Source organism: Catellatospora vulcania (genome assembly GCF_009720385.1).
GTDB classification, from domain to species: Bacteria; Actinomycetota; Actinomycetes; order Mycobacteriales; family Micromonosporaceae; genus Catellatospora; species Catellatospora vulcania.
On sequence record NZ_WARX01000014.1, the window covers coordinates 21,355 to 39,895 of the forward strand.

17 protein-coding genes and 1 pseudogene are annotated in these 18,541 nt (G+C 72.7%); 13 read left to right on the plus strand and 5 right to left on the minus strand.

Translation table 11 applies throughout. The features are described 5' to 3' along the window. Window positions 1-3: 3 nt before the first annotated feature. Complete coding sequence (locus F6W97_RS30225) at window positions 4-243, minus strand: hypothetical protein (protein ID WP_230687110.1); 240 nt, start codon at window positions 241-243, stop codon at window positions 4-6. 120 nt (window positions 244-363) lie between these two features. Here F6W97_RS30225 and F6W97_RS30230 point away from each other — a divergent pair, with 120 nt between their 5' ends. The 6 genes from F6W97_RS30230 to F6W97_RS30255 all read left to right on the plus strand — a co-directional run bounded on the left by F6W97_RS30230 (window position 364) and on the right by F6W97_RS30255 (window position 6,120). Then, window positions 364-1,317 carry a proline dehydrogenase family protein gene (locus F6W97_RS30230; RefSeq protein WP_155373983.1) on the plus strand — a complete coding sequence of 318 codons (954 nt, stop codon included), beginning with the start codon at window positions 364-366 and terminating at the stop codon, window positions 1,315-1,317. Between the two features lie 147 nt (window positions 1,318-1,464). Next, the gene (locus tag F6W97_RS30235; protein ID WP_155373984.1) at window positions 1,465-3,369 is read left to right on the plus strand and encodes a hypothetical protein; all 1,905 of its coding nucleotides are present in this window, start codon (window positions 1,465-1,467) and stop codon (window positions 3,367-3,369) included. Between the two features lie 158 nt (window positions 3,370-3,527). Next, the gene (locus tag F6W97_RS30240; RefSeq protein ID WP_120321539.1) at window positions 3,528-3,737 is read left to right on the plus strand and encodes a helix-turn-helix domain-containing protein; all 210 of its coding nucleotides are present in this window, start codon (window positions 3,528-3,530) and stop codon (window positions 3,735-3,737) included. A 155-nt stretch (window positions 3,738-3,892) separates the two neighbouring features. Beyond that, a complete protein-coding gene (locus tag F6W97_RS30245; RefSeq protein WP_007465623.1) occupies window positions 3,893-3,994 on the plus strand; it encodes a 30S ribosomal protein bS22 in 102 nt (33 codons plus the stop codon). Between the two features lie 180 nt (window positions 3,995-4,174). Next, the gene (locus tag F6W97_RS30250) at window positions 4,175-5,263 is read left to right on the plus strand and encodes an NAD-dependent epimerase/dehydratase family protein (protein WP_155373985.1); all 1,089 of its coding nucleotides are present in this window, start codon (window positions 4,175-4,177) and stop codon (window positions 5,261-5,263) included. Beyond that, window positions 5,260-6,120: a lysophospholipid acyltransferase family protein gene (locus tag F6W97_RS30255; protein WP_155373986.1), complete on the plus strand. Its 861-nt coding sequence runs from the start codon at window positions 5,260-5,262 to the stop codon at window positions 6,118-6,120. The genes F6W97_RS30250 and F6W97_RS30255 overlap by 4 nt, the downstream gene beginning before the upstream one ends. A gap of 117 nt (window positions 6,121-6,237) precedes the next feature. Here the strand turns inward: F6W97_RS30255 and F6W97_RS30260 are convergent, their stop codons facing one another. From F6W97_RS30260 to F6W97_RS30275, 4 genes and pseudogenes are all read right to left on the minus strand, one after another. After that, window positions 6,238-7,383, minus strand: coding sequence for a TolB-like translocation protein (locus tag F6W97_RS30260; RefSeq protein ID WP_155373987.1), 1,146 nt, complete (start codon window positions 7,381-7,383; stop codon window positions 6,238-6,240). Next, window positions 7,380-8,270, minus strand: a complete 891-nt coding sequence (locus tag F6W97_RS30265; protein ID WP_407924621.1) for an HAD family hydrolase — start codon at window positions 8,268-8,270, stop codon at window positions 7,380-7,382. The genes F6W97_RS30260 and F6W97_RS30265 overlap by 4 nt, the downstream gene beginning before the upstream one ends. A gap of 364 nt (window positions 8,271-8,634) precedes the next feature. After that, a pseudogene (locus tag F6W97_RS30270) lies at window positions 8,635-9,492 on the minus strand (DUF5667 domain-containing protein); the annotation flags it as partial. A 133-nt stretch (window positions 9,493-9,625) separates the two neighbouring features. After that, entirely contained in the window at window positions 9,626-10,441 is an 816-nt protein-coding gene (locus tag F6W97_RS30275) for an ECF subfamily RNA polymerase sigma factor, BldN family (RefSeq protein ID WP_407924626.1), read from the minus strand. Window positions 10,442-10,999: 558 nt separating this feature from the next. Between F6W97_RS30275 and F6W97_RS30280 the strand changes: the two genes are divergently transcribed. The 7 genes from F6W97_RS30280 (at window position 11,000) to F6W97_RS30310 (ending at window position 18,520) form a co-directional block, all read left to right on the plus strand. After that, a complete protein-coding gene (locus tag F6W97_RS30280) occupies window positions 11,000-12,508 on the plus strand; it encodes an AMP-binding protein (RefSeq protein WP_155373990.1) in 1,509 nt (502 codons plus the stop codon). A gap of 10 nt (window positions 12,509-12,518) precedes the next feature. Next, window positions 12,519-12,749 (plus strand): glutaredoxin family protein, encoded by a 231-nt coding sequence (locus F6W97_RS30285; protein WP_155373991.1) that lies wholly within the window; start codon window positions 12,519-12,521, stop codon window positions 12,747-12,749. 72 nt (window positions 12,750-12,821) lie between these two features. Continuing rightward, window positions 12,822-13,478, plus strand: coding sequence for an HAD family hydrolase (locus F6W97_RS30290; RefSeq protein ID WP_155373992.1), 657 nt, complete (start codon window positions 12,822-12,824; stop codon window positions 13,476-13,478). A 395-nt stretch (window positions 13,479-13,873) separates the two neighbouring features. Beyond that, a complete protein-coding gene (locus F6W97_RS30295) occupies window positions 13,874-14,692 on the plus strand; it encodes a redox-sensing transcriptional repressor Rex (protein ID WP_155373993.1) in 819 nt (272 codons plus the stop codon). Further along, window positions 14,689-16,023: a glutamyl-tRNA reductase gene (locus F6W97_RS30300; protein WP_155373994.1), complete on the plus strand. Its 1,335-nt coding sequence runs from the start codon at window positions 14,689-14,691 to the stop codon at window positions 16,021-16,023. The genes F6W97_RS30295 and F6W97_RS30300 overlap by 4 nt, the downstream gene beginning before the upstream one ends. After that, a complete protein-coding gene (gene hemC, locus F6W97_RS30305) occupies window positions 16,023-16,943 on the plus strand; it encodes a hydroxymethylbilane synthase (RefSeq protein ID WP_155373995.1) in 921 nt (306 codons plus the stop codon). The genes F6W97_RS30300 and hemC overlap by 1 nt, the downstream gene beginning before the upstream one ends. Next, window positions 16,940-18,520: a bifunctional uroporphyrinogen-III C-methyltransferase/uroporphyrinogen-III synthase gene (locus F6W97_RS30310; RefSeq protein ID WP_155373996.1), complete on the plus strand. Its 1,581-nt coding sequence runs from the start codon at window positions 16,940-16,942 to the stop codon at window positions 18,518-18,520. Before hemC ends, F6W97_RS30310 begins: the two co-directional genes overlap by 4 nt. Window positions 18,521-18,541 lie beyond the last annotated feature (21 nt).

An 18,541-nucleotide genomic window follows, 5' to 3' on the forward strand; every position in this document is an offset into this window, starting at 1 on the left:
CGATCAGCCGCCGCAGGAGGCGAGGTGGGTGCCGAAGCCGCCCGAGTCGGGCAGGGCCTCGGTCGGGGCCGGGGGTTCAGCCAGCCGGATGCCGGAGCTTCCGGCCGCGAAGACGGTCTGCTGCGGGTCGGGCTGACCCCAGCAGTCGTCGTCATCGTCGTCCAGGGCACAGGCCAGGCCGGCGACGAGCAGCACGACCCCACCGATGATCACGGCGGGGGAGCGGAGCGGGTTGGAGTTCACAGCTGAAGTTTGTAGCCGACGCATACAACCCTCCGTTCACCGAGATATCGAGGCGTGTTCTTGTATACAGCGGGCAGGAGTCCCGTGAGTACTCCGGCACAGGCGGGTTACGCTGCCCTCATGCTTCGCTCCGTGATCCTCGCCGCCGCCCGATCCCAGAAGGTGGAACGGCTCGTAGAGACCGCCCCGATCAGCCGCGACGTCGTCAGGCGCTTCGTCGCCGGCTCCGGAACCGGTGAGGCGCTCGCCACCACCAGGCAGCTCGCGGACGCCGGACTCTGCATCACCCTGGACAACCTGGGCGAGGACACCCTCACCGCGGACCAGGCCAACGCCACCAAGGAGGCGTACCTGGAGCTGCTGGCCGCCCTCGGCCAGGCCGGGCTGACCGCGCCGAAGGAAGGCGGCGGCCAGGTCACCGTGGCCACCGCCGAGGTCAGCCTGAAGCTGTCCGCGCTCGGCCAGGCCTTCGACGAGCAGCTCGCGGAGAAGAACGCCCGCGAGATCTGCGAGGCCGCCGCGGCCCTGGGCACCACGGTCACCCTGGACATGGAGGACCACACCACCACCGACTCGACTTTGGACATCCTGTCCCGGCTGCGCCGCGACCACCCGGACACCGGGGCGGTGCTGCAGGCGTACCTGCGCCGGACCGAGGGCGACTGCCGGGAGCTGGCCACCGCCGGGTCCCGGGTGCGGCTGTGCAAGGGGGCGTACAAGGAGCCCGAGCACGTGGCCTACCAGGCCCCGCTCGAGGTGGACAAGTCGTACGTGCGATGCATGAACATCCTGATGGCGGGCGAGGGCTACCCGATGCTGGCCACCCACGACCCGCGCCTGATCGCGATCGCGCAGGACCGGGCCCGCTGGTTCGACCGCGCGCCCGACGAGTTCGAGTTCCAGATGCTCTACGGCATCCGCCCCGAGGAGCAGACCCGCCTGGCCAGGGCCGGGCACACCGTACGCGTCTACGTGCCCTACGGCACCGAGTGGTACGGCTACCTGATGCGCCGCCTCGCCGAGCGCCCCGCCAACCTCGCCTTCTTCGGCCGGGCGCTGATCTCGAAGAAGTGACCGTCCGGCCGCGGGCGCGGCTGGGCGGACGGGCCGTCGAACAGCAGTGAAACGGGCGGAGCGCCTGTATCGCCCATGCCGCTCATACCGGATTCGACGGCCGCGAGCCCTACCCGTGGCCGCAACCCGTTGGTAGCCTCCACGTCCGTGCCCCCCGAGGACGAGACCCCTTCCGCCGGTTGGCCCCCGCCTGCCGATCGACGCTCGCCCGACGAGACCGGCACGGGGGCCGTGGACCCCTGGGCGCAGAGCGCCCCCGACCTCCTGCCGCTCGACGATGAGGACCCCACCCCGGCCGCGGTGATCGCCGCCGCGTACTCCGCAGCCCCGCCCGACGACGAGCAGCCCACGGCACCCTTGGCCGGGTACGCGCCGTCGCCGGTCGAGCCGCCCACGGCCCCGCTGGCGGGGCTGCCGGGCACTCGGACCGAGCCGCCCACCCTGCCTCCGGCGGGCTACGCGCGGCAGGCGGCGGACACCACCTTCGTGCCACCGCCCACGCCGATGCCGCCGAGCGGACCGCCACCCGCCGGACCCCCGCCCGCCGGGCACCCCGTCTCCGCTGCACCCGGCCCCTGGCCCACGTCCGCGCTGCCCGCCGGCGCACCCGGCGGGCACCCTGTCTCCGCCGCACCCGGTCCCTGGCCCACGTCCGCGCTGCCCGGCGGCCACCCGGTGTCGGCAGCCCCGGCGGGCTACCCGGCCTCCGCCGTGCCCGGCGGTTATCCGGCCGCCGCGCAGCCCGGCTATCCGGTGTCCGGAGTACCCGGCGGGTATCCGGCGTATCCCGCGTCCGGCGTGCCGGGCGGCTACCAGGTGGCCTGGCCGCAGGTCGGGCCGCCGCCGCGGCCCCGGCGGCGCTGGCGGCTGGTCGTGCTGGTCGCCGTCGTGCTGGTGGTGGTCTGCCTCGTGGCGGGCGGCCTGGCCGTGGTGACGTTCCCGTGGTTCAAGGACAAGGTCAAGGACCGGATCGGGGCGGCGCTGACCGAGCAGCACCGGGCGCTGCTGGCCGGCGATGAGGCGGCCTACCTTTCGGTGATCGACCCCGAGGCCAAGCCGGTGCTGGACGGGATGCGCAGGCAGTTCCGCTCGCTGCGCGCGATGCGGGTGGCCGGGTGGTCCGACGCGCCGAGCAACCCGGTGCCGGTGGGCGCCGAGGACGGCGATCTGTGGTCGACCGAGCTGCACGGCACTCCCTGCTTCGTGACGCCGACCTGCGCGACGGCCGGCGCGCAGGCGCAGACCCGGTGGCGGATCCGGGCCGGGCGGGCCTGGCTGGTCGAGTGGCTGCCGGTCGCCACCCGGCCGTCCCCGCACCCGTGGCAGGTGTCGGAGCTGGTGGCCGACGCCGGCGAGCGCACCGTGGTCGCCACCACGCCGCAGTTCGCGGGCGAGCTGCCGACGCTGCTGGCCGAGGCCGAAAAGGCCGCCCTGGTCGCCGACCGGTTCGCCCGCGCCGGTGCGGCCCCCTCGCGGTACGTCGTCTACTACGCGGGCCGGGCCGAGTGGCAGCGCTGGTTCACCTGGAACCCCGGCAACACCGTCTCCGGCATCGCGGTGCAGGTGAGCACCGAGCGCTGGGAGCTGATGCTGTACGACGTCAACATCACGCCGGAGGTGCTCGGCGGGGTGCTGCGGCACGAGCTGACCCATGCGTCCTCGCTGGTCGGGCCGTTCAAGAACCCCGATACCCAGTGGTGGCTGCACGAGGGCCTGGCCGATTACGCGCTGATGGACGGCGCGCCGGTGCGCGAGTACATCCGGCTGCCCGCCATCCGGCGGCTCGTGGAGACCGGCTGGGACGGCGACGTGGAGTCCGCCGAGCCGCCGGAGTCGACCGACGGCTGGATGGTCTCCGCCCGGTACGGCATGTCCGCGCTCGCCATGGCACATGTGGCCGAGCGGTTCGGCGAGCCGCTACTGGTCGAGTTCTTCCACCGGGTGGTCCACGACAACCTGACGGTCGAGGCGGCGGCGCAGGAGGTGCTGGGCGTGGAGTGGGCGGCGCTGGAGCGCGAATGCGCCGATTTCATCCGGCACAGCGTCGCCTGATCAAGACGCGATCTGCCCGATCTTGGGGAAAGGCTCGCATCGGTCACAACCGTCCCGGTACCGTACTCAATACACAGGAATCCGTGCTCGCGACACCTGCCGCGACCGCGACGCGCCGCCCGGCGGCGCGGCCTGTACCGGAGGAGGTGGGCCTGCTCATGATCGGATCGACACGACAGGACGCGCGGCTGGCGGAGGTCAGATTCCTCACCGTCGCCGAGGTGGCGACCCTGATGCGGGTGTCGAAAATGACGGTCTACCGCCTGGTCCACTCGGGGGAGTTGTCCGCCGTCCGGGTGGGGCGCTCGTTCCGGGTCCCTGAGCAGGCGGTTCAGGAGTACCTGCGGGGCGCGTTCTCGGAGCAGTAGGGCGACCGCGAGGAGTGAGCTTGCGAGCCCCGCAGCGTTAGCTGACAGCGTCGCCGTATCCCGGCTCACCCTGACGGTGACCCCTGGCAGTGGGCTCGCGGCTGCTCGGCTACCCTGAACGGGTTCCACCACCGTCAACTTCGAGGGGATGCCGTATGGGCTCCGTGGTCAAGAAGCGCCGCAAGCGTATGGCGAAGAAGAAGCACCGCAAGCTGCTGCGCAAGACCCGCGTCCAGCGTCGCCGTCTCGGCAAGTGAGGCCCGCGCCCGGCGCTGGAGCTGACCGGCCGATTCGCGGCGCGTGATCGCGCGCCACCGGCGAATTCGTTGCGACGGTCTCAGGCCCGGGCGTAGTCCCGCGAAACCCGCTGCGGGCCGTACGGCTCGCGGGGTTCGCGGTGCTCCTCTTCATTCTTCGCCGCCCCGGGGAGGCGCGTCATGATCGCGGTCGCCAACGGCTCCGCCGCCGATCGCGCACGCGCTCCCCGGGTCGTCATCGTCACCGGCGTCAGCCGGTTCCTCGGCGCGACCATCGCCGCCCGGATCGCCGCGGACCCCCGGGTCCACAAGGTGGTCGGGGTGGACCGGGCGGATCCGCCCGCCGAGCTCGCGCCGCTGCTGCGCGACGTCGCGGTGCGCCGGGTCGATCTGACCGACGGCGCTTCGTCGCTGGTCAAGCTGGGCGCCGAGGCTCTCGTGCACCTCGCGGTGATGTCCTCGCCCGATCCTGAGGGCGGTGGGCGGGCCGCGATGAAGGACCAGAACGTCATCGGCACGCTCCAGTTGCTGGCCGCCTGCCAGCAGATGCCGTCGCTGCGCCGGCTCGTGGTGCGCTCGTCGACGGCGGCGTACGGTGTCTCGTTCCGCGACCCGGCCGTGTTCACCGAGGACACCGAGCCTCGGGACGTGCCGCGCGGCGGCTACGGGCGCGACATCCTCGACATCGAGTCGTACGTGCGGGGCTTCCGCCGCCGGCGGCCCGGCGTCACCACCACCGTGCTGCGCTTCGCCCCGTTCATCGGCCCGCAGGCCGACACGGCGCTGCTGAAGTTCCTGGCCCGCCCGGCGGTGCCGACGGTGCTCGGGCGGGACCCGCGACTGCAGTTCATCCATGTCGACGACGCGCTGGAGATCCTGCGCCGCTCGGTGCTGGAGGACCACCAGGGCACCTTCAACGTGGCCGGTCCGGGCACGCTGACCCTGTCCCAGGCGGTGCGCCGGTCCGGGCGCATCGCGCTGCCGGTGCTGGAGCCCGCCATGCACGCCGCCGCCTCGTTCGGCCGCGGGGTGGCCGGGCTGAGCCTGGACCAGGTGGACCTCTTCGTGCACGGGCGGGTGGTCGACACCGCGCGGCTGGTCCGAGAGTATGGCTTCACGCCCCGCTCGACGGCCGACGCCTTCGACGACTTCGTCCACGCGCAGAAGCCGGGCGCGGTCATCACGCCCGCGCTGGTGGCCGCGGCCGAGCAGCGGATGCTCGACATGATCAGATCGGTGCGCGAGAAGCAGGGGAGGGCGGGCAGGTGACGGTCCCCGAGGTCGACGACGAGTTCGACGAGCGGGTCGCCGCGGGCCTGGCGTTCCTGCGCCGCCGCCTGTCCGGGCAGTACCAGATCGACGAGTTCGGGTTCGACCCCGAGCTGACCGAGCAGGTTTTCCAGCCGGTGCTGCGCCAGCTCTACCGGCGCTGGTTCCGCACCGAGGTGATCGACGTCAAGAACCTGCCCGCCGAGGGCGGAGCGCTGGTCGTCGGCAACCATTCGGGCACCGTCGCGCTGGACGCGCTGATGCTGTCGGTCGCCTGCCACGACGAGCACCCGGCCCACCGGTACCTGCGGCTGCTCGGGGCCGACTTCGTGTTCCGTATGCCGTTCGTGTCGGAACTGGCCCGCAAGTCGGGCGCCACGCTGGCCTGCAACCCCGACGTGGAGCGGCTGCTGAACGCCGAGGAGCTGGTCGGGGTGTTCCCGGAAGGCTTCAAGGGCGTCGGCAAGCGTTTCGCCGACCGGTACAAGCTGCAGCGCTTCGGCCGGGGCGGTTTCGTGTCGGCGGCGCTGCGCACCGGCAAGCCCATCGTGCCGGTGGCCATCGTCGGCGCGGAGGAGATCTACCCGCTGCTCGGCAACATCAAGCCGCTGGCCCGGCTGATCGGCACACCGTACTTCCCGGTCACCCCGACCTTCCCGTGGCTCGGGCCGCTGGGCCTGGTCCCGCTGCCGAGCAAGTGGCTGATCCGCTTCGGCGAGCCCATCCACACCACGCCGTACGCCGACGGCGCGGACGACCCCGCGGTCGTCTTCAACCTCGCCGACCAGGTCCGCGAGACCATCCAGACGATGCTCCACGAAACCCTCGAACTCCGCCCGGACCCCTTCGCCGCCTGACACCCGCCGCGCGCTCCGTGCAGTTTCCGGGAAAGCGCACGAAAGCGGAGGCCGGTGGGCGCAGTTTCCCCGAAACCGCAGGCGATCTTGCGGGGCGGCGGGCGGGTGGGTGGGTGGTCAGGGGAGGGTGCGCAGGTCGAGGGCGTGGTAGGTGAGGGTTTCGTTGTCGCCGGTGGACCACCAGAGGACGCCGCCGCGGGAGGCGACCCGGCCCGCGTTCGCGGTGACCAGGGTGAGGCTGCGGGTCTTCAGGTCGTAGAGCATGACGCGGGTCGTGGTCAGGCCCTGGGTGGAGCGGGTGTAGACCTCGAACCGGTCCAGCACCGCGACGTCGGTGATGGCGGAGGAGACCGCGCCGGTGACCGTGCGCAGGCGCTCGGAGCCGTCCGGGCGCAGCAGCTCGATGACGGTGGACGCCTCGGTGCTGCCGATGATCAGCGACCGGCACCAGGTCGCCGAGCAGCTCATCAGCTCGCCGGCCTGCACGCCGACGAGGATGCGCTCGGCCGTCTGGGGGTTGGCCAGCTCGATCGAGCCGCCGTCGGCGACCGGTTCGCCGACCAGCCAGGGCCAGGCGCTGATGGCGTACCCGCCGGCCAGCTCCTGCACGACGGGCTTGCCGCCCGCCAGCGGCACCGTACGGATCGCGGAGAAGCCGGGTCTGCCGGTGTCGGCCATCCAGCTCAGCATTCCGTCGTGCAGGGCCAGGTCGCCCTGCTTGTCGAAGAGCATCACGGGGCCGGTGTCCTCGGTGACCAGGCGCGGCGCGCCGCCGTCGAGCCGGACCGTCCAGACGCCGCTGCGGGCCGCGCCGTCGGTGTCGCTGCTCAGCTCCATCCAGGCCAGGATCGTGCCGTCGCTGGTGAACCCGGCGAACTCGGCGGCGCTGTCCTTGGGCATGCGGCGCAGCTCGCGCTCGCCGCCCCGGTCGCGCAGCAGCAGGCGAAGGTCGTCGCCGGACAGCGCGGTGCCGACGGATGCGGTCGCGCTGACGAAGTAGAGCGGGCTGTACACCGACCCGTCGGCCAGCGTGCCGGGGGTGTCCTGCGCGGTCGCGCCCGGGTACGCCTCGGTGAGCGCGGGTTCGGCCGAACGGGGCGGGGCAGGCTGCCGCGGGCTCAGCGCGAGCATGAGACCCGCCGCGCCGAGGGCCGCCAGTAGGGCCACGGCACGGGTCACCGGCAGGGTGGCCGGGTGCCGGTGCAGTCCGGGTGGTGACAGGTCCGTCGGCGGTGGGGTGGTGCGCCGTCCGGGCAGGGTCACGTCTTCTTCCGGCGGCGGTTCAGCGCCAGGCCGCCCGCGACCGCGCCGGCCAGCACGCCCGCGCCTAGCGCCATGGGCACGGCGACCTTGGCGGCCTTGCGCGCGGAGCGGAAGTCGCGGATGTCCCAGCCCTGGGTGCGGGCCATCCGGCGCAGCGCGCTGTCGGGGTTGACGGCGACCGCGCGGCCGACGCTGGTCAGCATCGGAACGTCGTTGATGGAGTCGCTGTACGCGGTGCAGCGGGACAGGTCCAGCCCTTCGGCGGCGGACAGCGCCTCGATGGCGTGCGCCTTGGCCGGGCCGTGCATCATCTCGCCGACCAGGCGGCCGGTGTACGCCCCGTCGCGGATCTCGGCGACCGTGCCCAGCGCGCCGGTGAGGCCGAGCCGCGCCGCGATGACCCGGCCCAGCTCCACGGGGGCGGCGGTGACCAGCCAGACCCGCTGGCCCGCGGCGAGGTGCTGGTCGGCGAGCGCACGGGTGCCGGACCAGATGCGGTCGGCCATCAGCTCGTCGAAGATCTCCTCGCTGAGCCGCTGGACGTCGTCGACCTTCCAGCCGTTGATGAAGGCGAGCGCCGCCTCGCGGGCCTGCGCGATGTCGCCGGAGTGCTCGGCGGCCAGCAGCCGGAACCGGGCCTGGCGGATGGCGAACTTGGCCAGGTCGATGGTGGTGAAGTAACGCCGCGAGGCCAGGCCGCGGGCGAAGTAGTACAGCGAGGCGCCCTGCATCATCGTGTTGTCGACGTCGAAGAACGCGGCCCCGGTGCGGTCGGCGACCGGGACGGGCGGCTCGGCCAGCGGCATCGGCATGACGAGCGGGGGCATCGGTGGCACGGCCGCGCCGACGGCGGCGGTCGGCTGCGCGGGACTGCGACGGCTTGCCATCGGGGCCCTCCTTCTGCGGGGAACGCGGGGTGCCGGGTGCGCGGGGCCGGACCGCTAGAGCGTATGCGGCTCAGGCCGCCGCACACAGTAGGGGCGCGACGCCGTTGCCGGCATCGCGCCCCCGTGGTGCTTGGCGTCCGGGCTAGCCGAGCAGGCCGCCGAGGATCCGTCCCAGCTCGTCGAGCAGGCCGTCGTCCTGTGCCTGCTCGGTCGGCTCGCTGTCCGGTGCCGCGGGCGACGCCGAGGCGTTCGGGCTCGCCGACGCCTGCGGGGCGGCGGGGTTGCCGTTGCTGCCCGGCTTGGCGTTCTCCTTGGTCGTCTCGGCCGGCTGCGGCTGCTGCTCCGGCCGCGGGGCCTGGTTGACCGTGTTGGCGCAGGCGCCGGGCACGGAGCCGAGCCGGTCGCTGCCGTTCGCACCCGCCCCGCAGGCCAGCGCCGTACGAGCCGCAGCGGAGCGCTTCTCGATCCGGTCCAGCAGGGACAGCGAGCCGGTGACCTTCTCCCGGTCGGTGCTGCCGTCGAGCAGCTGCCCGACGAGCATCCGCTGGTCGGCGACGAACCGGTCGACCGCGTCCAGGGCGGAGGTGTCGCGTCGCGCCATGGCGGACGTGATCAGCATCCGGATGCCCTGCGTGGTGTCGGCGTCCATGTCGGTGAGCGCGGCCCCGAACCCGGTGGCGTCGGTGCGCACGGCGTGCGCCTCCGACAGGCGGGTGCGGGCGAACTCGAGGTAGAGCCGGCCGCGGGACAGGTCCGAGCCGGCCAGCGCGAGCTGGGCCTTCTCGGTCTGCCGCTTGACGCCGTAGAGGGCGTCGCCGGGGATCGCCTCACCGCTGGCCACCGAGACACCGGACAGCGCCAGGGTGCCGGCCGCGATACCGATGACGATGGCGCCGCGGGCGCGGACCCGGCCGGGTGTGCGAGCCGACCACGGCGCCGTGGCGCGCTGGTCCTCGACGTCGGTCCGGGCGGTCACGCCGATGCCCTCGCGTTCCGCGGTGGCGATCAGCTGAGCGCGCAGATCCCGTTTGAAGTTGGCCTCGGGCACGCCGGGCAGGGCCACGGTACGCAGCTGCTGGCCGACGGTGACCAGCTCGGCGAGCTGGCTGTCGAGGCGGGACCGGGTGTGGTGACGGCGGCCGCCGTTGGCCTCGTCGACTAGCTGGGCGAAGCGCTCGGCACGCCCACGATCGAACAAGGAGATGTTGTTCACCGCGGGCACCCCCCTTCGCTGATCGCGGTGATGGTTACGGCGAACGCTGAGAATGCCGCTCGCACTCGGTCAAACGGGACCAGGGCACGATCAGTTACGGCCGCCAGGGGTGACGGGTCACCCATAGTGATGTGAGTCACATTCACGGTTGGAACCCCTCGGGCAGCAGGCGGGCGAGCGCGCGTACGGCGCGGTACTGGAGGGCCTTGATCGCGCCCTCGTTCTTGCCCATCGCCTGCGCGGTCTCCGCGACAGAGAAGCCCTGGAGGAACCGCAGCACGATGCACTCCTGCTGCTCAGGGTTGAGCTGCTTGACCGCGGTCAGCAGCGCCACGTTCGTGATGTGGTCGACCACCGCGGTCTCGGGGCTGCCCTCGGGGCCGCGGTCCTCCCGGTCGGCGTCCAGGACGTCGCCCGTGGTGACCTCCAGCCGGTACCGGCCGGACTTGAAGTGGTCGGCGACCAGGTTGCGGGCGATGGTGACCAGCCACGCGCCCAGGTCGCGGCCCTGCCAGGTGAAGCTGCTGATGCGCTTGAGCGCGCGCAGGAAGGTGTCCGAGGTCAGGTCCTCGGCCAGCGGCCGGTTGCCGACCCGGAAGTAGATGAACCGGAAGACCGTGTCGACGTACCGGTCGTAGATGAGCCCGAACGCCGCCGAGTCGCCCTGCTGGGCCCGCTCGACCAGCGTCCACACCTCGTGCGCGGCATCGCTGGGATCGGGCCGGTCCGGGTAGCCGGTGCCCCCGGTGCCGGTGCCGCCCTCCTCGACGGCCGGCAGGACCTGCGTCTCGCCGCTCTCCACCGCGGAGCCGCTGGCCTGGGTGGGGGCGCTGCGCCCGTTGACCCGCCCGCCCACCGGCTTGGTGCCCGGAGGCTGGTGCCGGGCAGTGGCGTCGTTGGTCTGCCGGGTGCGAATGCGCTGGGTGCCGCCGTCGCCTCGTACCGCCGTGGCCAGCATTTCGTTGAGCGAAGTACGGAGCAGCGTCAGGCCGTCGACCAGGGCCCGACGGGCCGCCGCCACTTCGCTGGTGACCAGCTCGTCGCCGAACAACAGAGAACTCATCCCGCCACCTCCGCGTGCCCCCAGACCGATCCGCCCCGGTACTGAGGAGGACGCGTGCGCTCTCCGGCGTACCGGGCAATCTCCACCATAAGCCGCTGAACACCCATGAGGTACTCGTTCGGTGCGATAAACGGCACAAAGGCCTCCTCTGGCTGAGGGGTGTCGACTCATGGGCAAAAAGGGTGAGCCGACCCTGAGGACTATAAAGGCCCCAACTCACCCAGCGGTGTGGAGTCAGTTACACGCCGGACCGAAATGTTGCACCGACCCCCGTAGGTGTCGTCGCACACGTTGTGCGCTGGTCCGCGTACTAACCGAAAGTTTCGAGGCGGCTCACCCGGCCGGGTGATGCCCTCGTAGTCCCCGTGACAGCGGCGGCTGTGACGGCGTCGTGTCAGGACGGTGAACGCGAGGGGTGGGCTCGCGAGCCGCGCTGTGGAAAACTCAGCCTCCGTGAACCTCGCCACACTGCTGCGCCAGCACGCCGCCGCGACCCCGGACCGCATCGCGCTGCGCGCGGGTGAGGACAGCCTGACCTGGGCGGAGTGGGACGCGCAGGTCGACGCCGCGGCGCGCGGCCTGCACGGGCTGGCATTGCCCGCCTCGAACGGGTTTCCCGCGCGTGTCGCGATCGCCCTGCCCAACGGCCTCGACTTCCCCGTCGCCCTGCTGGCCGTGCTACGCGCCGGGCTGGTGGCCGTGCCCTGCAACCCCGGGCTCACCCCGCGCGAGCTGGGCCACGTGCTGGCCGACAGTGGGGCGCAGGTGCTGGTCGCGCCGCAGGAGCTGCTGGCCGGGGTCGCCGACGCGGTGGCGCACCCGCTGACCGCGCTGCCGCTCGCCGCGGGCACAGCACCCGCCGAGGACGCGGGCGACGGGCTGGCGCTGCTGCTCTACACCTCCGGCACGGAAGGCGTGCCCAAGGGCGCCATGTTGCCGCACGCGGCACTGCTGGCCAACCACCGGCAGCTGGCCGCCGTCGAGCCGCCGCTGGTCGGCGCGGGCGACACGGTGCTGCTGGCGCTGCCGCTGTTCCACGCGTACGGGCTCAACACCGGCCTGGGCTCGGTGCTGTGCCACGGCGCGGCGGGCGTGCTGGTCGCCGACTTCGACCCCGTCGGCTCCGCCGCGCTGATCGCCGAGCATCAGGTGAGCGTGCTGGTCGGCGTGCCGCCGATGTTCCTGGCCTGGAGCGCGGTGCCGGACATCGCCGAGCGGCTGCGCTCGGTGCGGCTGGCGGTGTGCGGCGCGGCCGCGCTGGAACCCGCCGCGGCGGCCCGGTTCACCGCGCTGACCGGGCACACCGTGCAGGTCGGCTACGGGCTGACCGAGACCGCGCCGGTGCTGGCCTCGACCGTCACCGCCCCGGCGGCCAAGCCGGGCTCCATCGGGCGGCCGCTGCCCGGGGTCGAGCTGCGCCTGGTGAACCGGGCCGGCGAGGACGTGTGGCGGGGCGGGGAGCCGCTCGGCGCCGCCGACGAGGACGACCTCGACCTCGACGTGCCGGATTCGCCGGGCACCGATCCGGGCGAGATCCTGGCCCGTGGGGAGAACCTGTTCGCCGGGTACTGGCCCGACGGCCGGGGCGGCCCGGACGCCGACGGCTGGTGGCCCACCCGCGACGTGGCCTACGCCGACGGCGACGGCGACCTGTTCCTGGTCGACCGGCTCGGCGAGCTGATCCTGGTCAGCGGCTTCAACGTGTACCCGGCCGAGGTGGAGCAGGTGCTGCTGGCGCACCCGGGCGTGGCCCAGGCGGCCGTGCTGGCCGCGCCGCACCCGATGACCGGGCAGCAGGTGCGCGCGGTGGTGGTGCCGGTGCAGCGCGGCGAGGTCACCGCGGCGGAGCTGGCCGCGCACTGTGCACGCAACCTGGCCCGGTTCAAGTGCCCGAGCGCGATCGAGTTCGCCGACAGCCTGCCGTACTCGGTCATCGGCAAGGTTCGCAAAGGCCTGCTGTGAGAATGAAGCCGTGACCCGACTGACTCTCTACACCCGGCCCGGCTGCCACCTGTGCGAGGACGCGGTGGCGGCGCTGGAGCGCATCGGCGAGCCGTACGCCGAGATCGACATCTCCGGCGACCGGGAGCTGGAGGCCGAGTACGGCGACCGCATCCCGGTGATCATGCTCGATGGCCGTGAGCACGGCTACTGGCGGGTGGAGGAACAGCGGCTGCGCCGCGACCTCGCCAAGGCTGTCTGACCGCCCGCGCCGACTCGCCGCCACGGCCGGGCCGGGCACCCTGAGCAGGGGCGGCACGGGTAATCTGGCGCGATGAAGCGCGGCGCGAAGCACCTTGTCTGGGACTGGAACGGCACCCTCGTCGACGACCTGCACCTGGTCGTGAACGCCACCAACGTCGCGTTCGAGGTGGCCGCGCCCGGTCTGTCGATCAAGGTGACCGCCGACGAGCACCGCCGTGACTTCCGCCGCCCGATCAGCGAGTACTACGGCTCGGTGCTGGGCCGCCCGATCACCGAGGCCGAGTTCGCCGAGCTGGACCGGATCTTCCACGACGCGTACCGTACCGGCCTGGCCGAGCTGGCCCTGGCCGCCGGCGCGCTGGACGCGCTGCGCGGCTGGACCGGGACGCAGTCGCTGCTGTCCATGTGGTTCCACGAGGAGCTGGTGCCGACCGTCACCCGGTACGAGCTGACGTCGCACTTCATCCGGGTGGACGGGCTGCGGGAGCGGCTGGGCGGGGAGCAGGCGCACAAGGCCGGCCACCTGAAGCGGCACCTGGCCGAGCTGCGCCTGGAGGGCGCCGACGTGGTGCTGATCGGCGACTCCATCGACGACGCCGACGCGGCCGCGGCGGTGGGGGCGCGCTGCGTGCTCTACACCGGCGGCTTCACCGACCCCGCCAAGCTGCGCGCGTACGGCGTACCGGTGGCGGACTCGCTGCTGGAGGCGGTCGCGCTCGCGGCGTGACGTTCGTCTCTGGAAGCACCTCGCCGCCGACGGCTGTAAGCGCTTTGGGCGAATAGCGGCTTTCAGCCGGTTATACACCGGATCAAGTGGGCGTGTTTTGGTAGCGATTGTCAGGGTTGCGACATAATCGCGGAGCAGCGCCCATCCGGACGCCCGTCGCGAACCGCCTTTCCGGCGACTCTCCGTGACGGGTGGCATGGGGTTCGGCCAGAGTGGGGGCACACATGCCGCGGGGGCATTCTGGCCGATTCGCGATCCCGGATGGGCGCGCTTTCAAGATCGCGATTTGTGCACCTGTTCACAAGCGCTTAGTCTGTTACCTCGACGTTCCCCGCTAGCACAGAGCCGTTCGGCCATGTGATCTGGGGTCTAAGCCTTGTTCGGCACGGAGTCTCATGAGTCAGCAGCGCACCGGTCACGAAGCCGGGATCACCGGCCGTGTCGGCGCGGTCACGCCCTCCGCAGTTCTGGGTAGCCAGCCGGATTTCCCGGATCTGCCCGAGGCGACGGTGGCCCGCCTGCCCGAGTATCTGCGTGCCCTGCATCACCTCGCAGAGACCGGCCACGACACGGTCTCCAGCGAGGGCCTCGCGCTCGCCGCGGGGGTCAACTCGGCCAAGCTCCGCAAGGACCTGTCCCACCTCGGCTCGTACGGCACCCGCGGCGTCGGGTACGACATCGAGCCCCTGGTCGGCCAGATCGAGTACATCCTCGGCCTGAACAAGCGCCGGGCGGTCGCCCTGGTCGGCGTCGGCAACCTCGGCCACGCGCTGGCCGGCTACGCCGGTTTCGCCAGCCGCGGCTTCCGCATCGCAGCCCTGTTCGACGCGGATCTCACCCGGGTCGGCGAGCTGATCAACGGCATCGCGGTGCGGCACATCGGCGACATCCCCGAGGTGGTCAAGTCCGAGGCGATCTCCATCGCCGTGCTGGCCACCCCCGCCGGAGCCGCCCAGGCCGTCGCCGACCAGCTCGTCGCGGCCGGCGTCACCAGCATCCTGAACTTCGCCCCGGTGGTGCTCAACCTCCCGGAGCAGGTCGATGTCCGCAAGGTGGATCTCGCCGTCGAGCTGCAGATCCTCTCGTTCCATGAGCACCGCAAATCCGCCCGCGGGGCCGAGCAGGCCAAAGCCCTGGCCCGCGGGGCCGAACTTGCCAAGACGGTGGCCCGCAACGGCAGCCCCGTCGCCGCGCGAGGAGAGGTGGCCGCGTGAACCTCATCGTGGTCGGCGCGTCCTACCGGACCGCGCCGGTGGAACTGCTGGAGAAGCTGTCGCTGGTCGAAGGCCCGCAGGCACTGCCCCGGCTGCTGTCCGGCGGCGAGCTGGCCGAGGCGGTCGTGGTCTCCACCTGCAACCGGGTCGAGGTCTACGCCGCCGTGCCCGCGTTCCACCTCGGCCTGAGCCACCTCGGCGAGGTGCTGTCCGAGCTGTCCGGGGTGCCCGCCGAGCAGCTGGCGAACACCCTCTACGTGCACCACGGGCAGGACGCGGTGCGTCACGTCTTCCGGGTCGCCGCCGGGCTCGACTCGATGGTCGCCGGCGAGGCGCAGATCCTCGGCCAGCTCCGCGAGGCGTACCAGCAGGCTGTCGAGGCCGACGCGGCCGGCAAGGTGCTGCACGAGCTGCTCCAGCAGGCGCTGCGGGTCGGCAAGCGGGCGCACGCCGAGACCGGCATCGACCACGCGCCGCGCAGCATGGTCAGCGCGGCCCTGGACCACGCCGTGGCCAACTCCGCCGACTGCCACCACTGGCTCGTGATCGGCGCCGGGGCGATGGGCGCGCTGAGCGTCGCCGAGCTGACCCGCCGCGGCGCGGGCACGGTCACCGTGGTCAACCGCGGGCTGGACCGGGCGCAGCGGCTGGCCGACGCGTACGGCGCCGCCGCCGCCCCGATCGAGCGACTGCCCGAGCTGCTGGCCGAGGCCGACGTCGTGATCACCGCGACCGCGTCCACCGGCCACGTGCTCACGACCGAGAACGTCGGTGCGGCGCGCACGGGATCGCACAAGATCCTGACTATCATCGATCTGGCGATGCCGCGCGACGTCGAACCGGCCGTCGCCGAGCTTCCCGGAGTGCGGCTGGTCGACGTCGCACGCCTGGGCACCGTGCTGGACCCGGCCACCGCCGGCGCCCCGGTCTGCCCCCGCTCGTCCGCCGACCGCGAGGTCGCGGCCGTGGAGGAGATCGTGGCGGGCGAGGTCGACTCGTACGCGAGCTGGCTGCGCGGCGCCGAGGTGGCGCCCACGGTCGCCGCGCTGCGGGCCCGCGCCGATGACGTGGTCAGCGCCGAGCTGCGCCGTCTCGCCCAGCGCCGCGCCGACCTGACCGAGGAGCAGCGCGCCGACGTGGCGCACACCGTGCACCGGATCGTGCAGCGCCTGCTGCATCAGCCCACGGTGCGGGTGCGCCAGCTGGCCGCCGAGCCCGGCGGAGAGGCGTACGCCAGCCTGCTGCGCGACCTGTTCGACCTGTCGGTGATCCCCGGATCGCCGGACCACACCACGGTGGCAGATGTGCCAGATTTGAAGGGGGGTGCCTGATGAACAGCACAGGCGTGCTCCGCCTCGGTACGAGAGGCAGCGCCCTCGCGATGGCGCAGTCGCAGACCGTGGCGGACATGGTGACCGCGGCGACCGGCCTGCGGGTCGAGCTCGTGGAGATCACGACGGCGGGGGACCGCTCGTCGGCTCCGGTCCAGCAGCTCGGCGTGGGCGTGTTCGTCTCCGCGCTGCGGGACGCGCTCACCGCCAAAGAGATCGACTTCGCGGTGCACTCGTACAAGGACCTGCCCACCGCGCCCGCCGACGGCCTGTCCATCGCGGCCGTGCCCGAGCGGGCCGACCCGCGCGACGCCCTGATCGCCCGGGACGGGCTGACCCTGGCCGAGCTGCCCTCCGGCGCCGTCATCGGCACCGGCGCGCTGCGCCGCATCGCGCAGATCAACGCGCTGGGCCTGCCCGTGACGACCGTGCCGATCCGCGGCAACGTCGACACCCGGCTGCGCAAGGTCGCCGACGGCGAGCTGGACGCGGTCGTGCTGGCCCGCGCGGGCCTGGCCCGGCTGGGCCGCGCCGCCGAGGTCACCGAGATCCTGGACCCGATGCTGATGCTGCCGGCCCCCGCCCAGGGCGCGCTGGCCATCGAGTGCCGGTCCGCAGATGCCGACCTGGTCGAGGCGCTCGCCGCGCTCGACCACCGGGCGACCCGCGCGGCGGTCACCGCCGAGCGGGCGCTGTTGGCCGCGCTGGAGGCAGGGTGCAGCGCACCCGTCGCCGCGCTGGCCGAGACAACCGAAGACGACGAGATCTACCTGCGCGGTGCGGTGATCAGCGTGGACGGGCGGTTCGCCCTCCGACTGTCGCGCACCGGAACGCTCGCCGAGGCCGAGCAGATCGGGCGGGCTCTGGCCGCCGACCTGCTCGAAGACGGTGCCGAGAATGTACTTGGGAGTGCAGAATGACCCGCACCCGTAAGCCCGCCGGGCACGTCGCGTTCGTCGGGGCTGGACCCGGTGACCCGGGACTGCTCACCCGCCGCGCGTACGACACGCTGCTCGAAGCCGACCACATCGTGTACGACCGCAGCGTGCCCGACGCGCTGCTCGACACGCTGCGGGCCGAGACCGGCGAACTGACCGAATACAGCCCCGCCGAGGGCGTGCCCGGGGACGTGGCCAAGGTGCTGCTGTCCGAGGCGCGGTCCGGACGCAACGCGGTGCACCTGGTGACCGGTGACCCCTTCGGCCACGATGCTGTGGTCAAGGAGGTCCAGGCCGTCGCCCGGACCAACGTGCGCTTCGCGGTCGTGCCCGGCGTGCCCCAGGCCGCCGGGGTGGCGACCTACGCGGGCGTGCCGCTGACCGGCGTGCGCACCGCCGCCGACGTCGACGACGTCACCACGCTCGACTTCGACGGGCTGGCCGCCGCGGTGCGGCACGGCTCGGTCGCGCTGGCCGTGGACGCGGGCGACCTCGCCTCGGTGCGCGACGGCCTGCTGGCCGCGGGCGTCGACGGCACCTCGCCGGTGGCGATCACCGGTGACGGCACCGGGGACACGCAGTACACGACGACCTCGTCGGTGGACAGCTTCGTCGCCGCGGCGCTGGGCTTCTCCGGCCGCGTCGTGGTGACCGTCGGCGGCGGCGTGCAGAACCTGGACAAGCTCGGCTGGTGGGAGCGGCGGCCGCTGTACGGCTGGCGGGTGCTGGTGCCGCGTACCAAGGAGCAGGCGGGCGTGATGAGCGCGCGGCTGCGGGCGTACGGGGCCATCCCGTGCGAGGTGCCGACGATCGCGGTCGAGCCGCCCCGGACCCCGGCCCAGATGGAGCGGGCGATCAAGGGCCTGGTCGACGGCCGGTACGCGTGGGTCATCTTCACCAGCGCCAACGCCGTCCGCGCGGTGTGGGAGAAGTTCGCCGAGCACGGCCTCGACGCCCGCCACTTCGGCGGCGTCAAGATCGCTTGCATCGGCGAGGCGACCGCCGAGGCGGTCCGCGCGTTCGGCATCCAGCCCGAGCTGGTGCCCGCGGGCGACCAGTCCAGCGAGGGCCTGCTCGCCGAGTTCGCGCCGTACGACGAGATCTTCGACCCGGTGGGCCGGGTGCTGCTGCCCCGCGCCGACATCGCGACCGAGACGCTCGCCGCCGGGCTCACCGAGCGCGGCTGGGAGGTCGACGACGTCACGGCGTACCGGACCGTGCGGGCTGCCCCGCCGCCGGAGGAGATCCGCAACGCCATCAAGTCGGGTGGATTCGACGCGGTCCTGTTCACGTCAAGCTCCACAGTGCGCAATCTGGTAGGTATCGCCGGCAAGCCGCACCAGCGTACGGTCGTATCGGTGATCGGCCCGAAGACGGCCGAGACCGCGCTGGAGTTCGGTCTGCGTGTCGACGTGCAGCCCGAACACGCGTCCGTCCCCGACCTGGTCGAGGCGCTGGCCATGTACGCCGTCGAGCTGCGCGAGCGGCTCGCGGCGATGCCGGCCAAGCAGCGCCGCGGCTCGAAGGTCCAGGGGCCGACCGCGCTGCGGTTCCGCTAGGACAGCTGATTCGGCACGTCC

Coding starts and splice junctions, on each gene's coding strand:
- F6W97_RS30265 (WP_407924621.1), bottom strand. CDS start 8,270: ATGGCAAGCCGTCGCAGTCCCGCGCAGCCGACCGCCGCCGTCGGCGCG.
- F6W97_RS30310 (WP_155373996.1), top strand. CDS start 16,940: ATGACCCGCACCCGTAAGCCCGCCGGGCACGTCGCGTTCGTCGGGGCT.
- F6W97_RS30290 (WP_155373992.1), top strand. CDS start 12,822: ATGAAGCGCGGCGCGAAGCACCTTGTCTGGGACTGGAACGGCACCCTC.
- F6W97_RS30295 (WP_155373993.1), top strand. CDS start 13,874: ATGAGTCAGCAGCGCACCGGTCACGAAGCCGGGATCACCGGCCGTGTC.
- hemC (WP_155373995.1), top strand. CDS start 16,023: ATGAACAGCACAGGCGTGCTCCGCCTCGGTACGAGAGGCAGCGCCCTC.
- F6W97_RS30240 (WP_120321539.1), top strand. CDS start 3,528: ATGATCGGATCGACACGACAGGACGCGCGGCTGGCGGAGGTCAGATTC.
- F6W97_RS30230 (WP_155373983.1), top strand. CDS start 364: ATGCTTCGCTCCGTGATCCTCGCCGCCGCCCGATCCCAGAAGGTGGAA.
- F6W97_RS30275 (WP_407924626.1), bottom strand. CDS start 10,441: ATGCTGGCCACGGCGGTACGAGGCGACGGCGGCACCCAGCGCATTCGC.
- F6W97_RS30245 (WP_007465623.1), top strand. CDS start 3,893: ATGGGCTCCGTGGTCAAGAAGCGCCGCAAGCGTATGGCGAAGAAGAAG.
- F6W97_RS30250 (WP_155373985.1), top strand. CDS start 4,175: ATGATCGCGGTCGCCAACGGCTCCGCCGCCGATCGCGCACGCGCTCCC.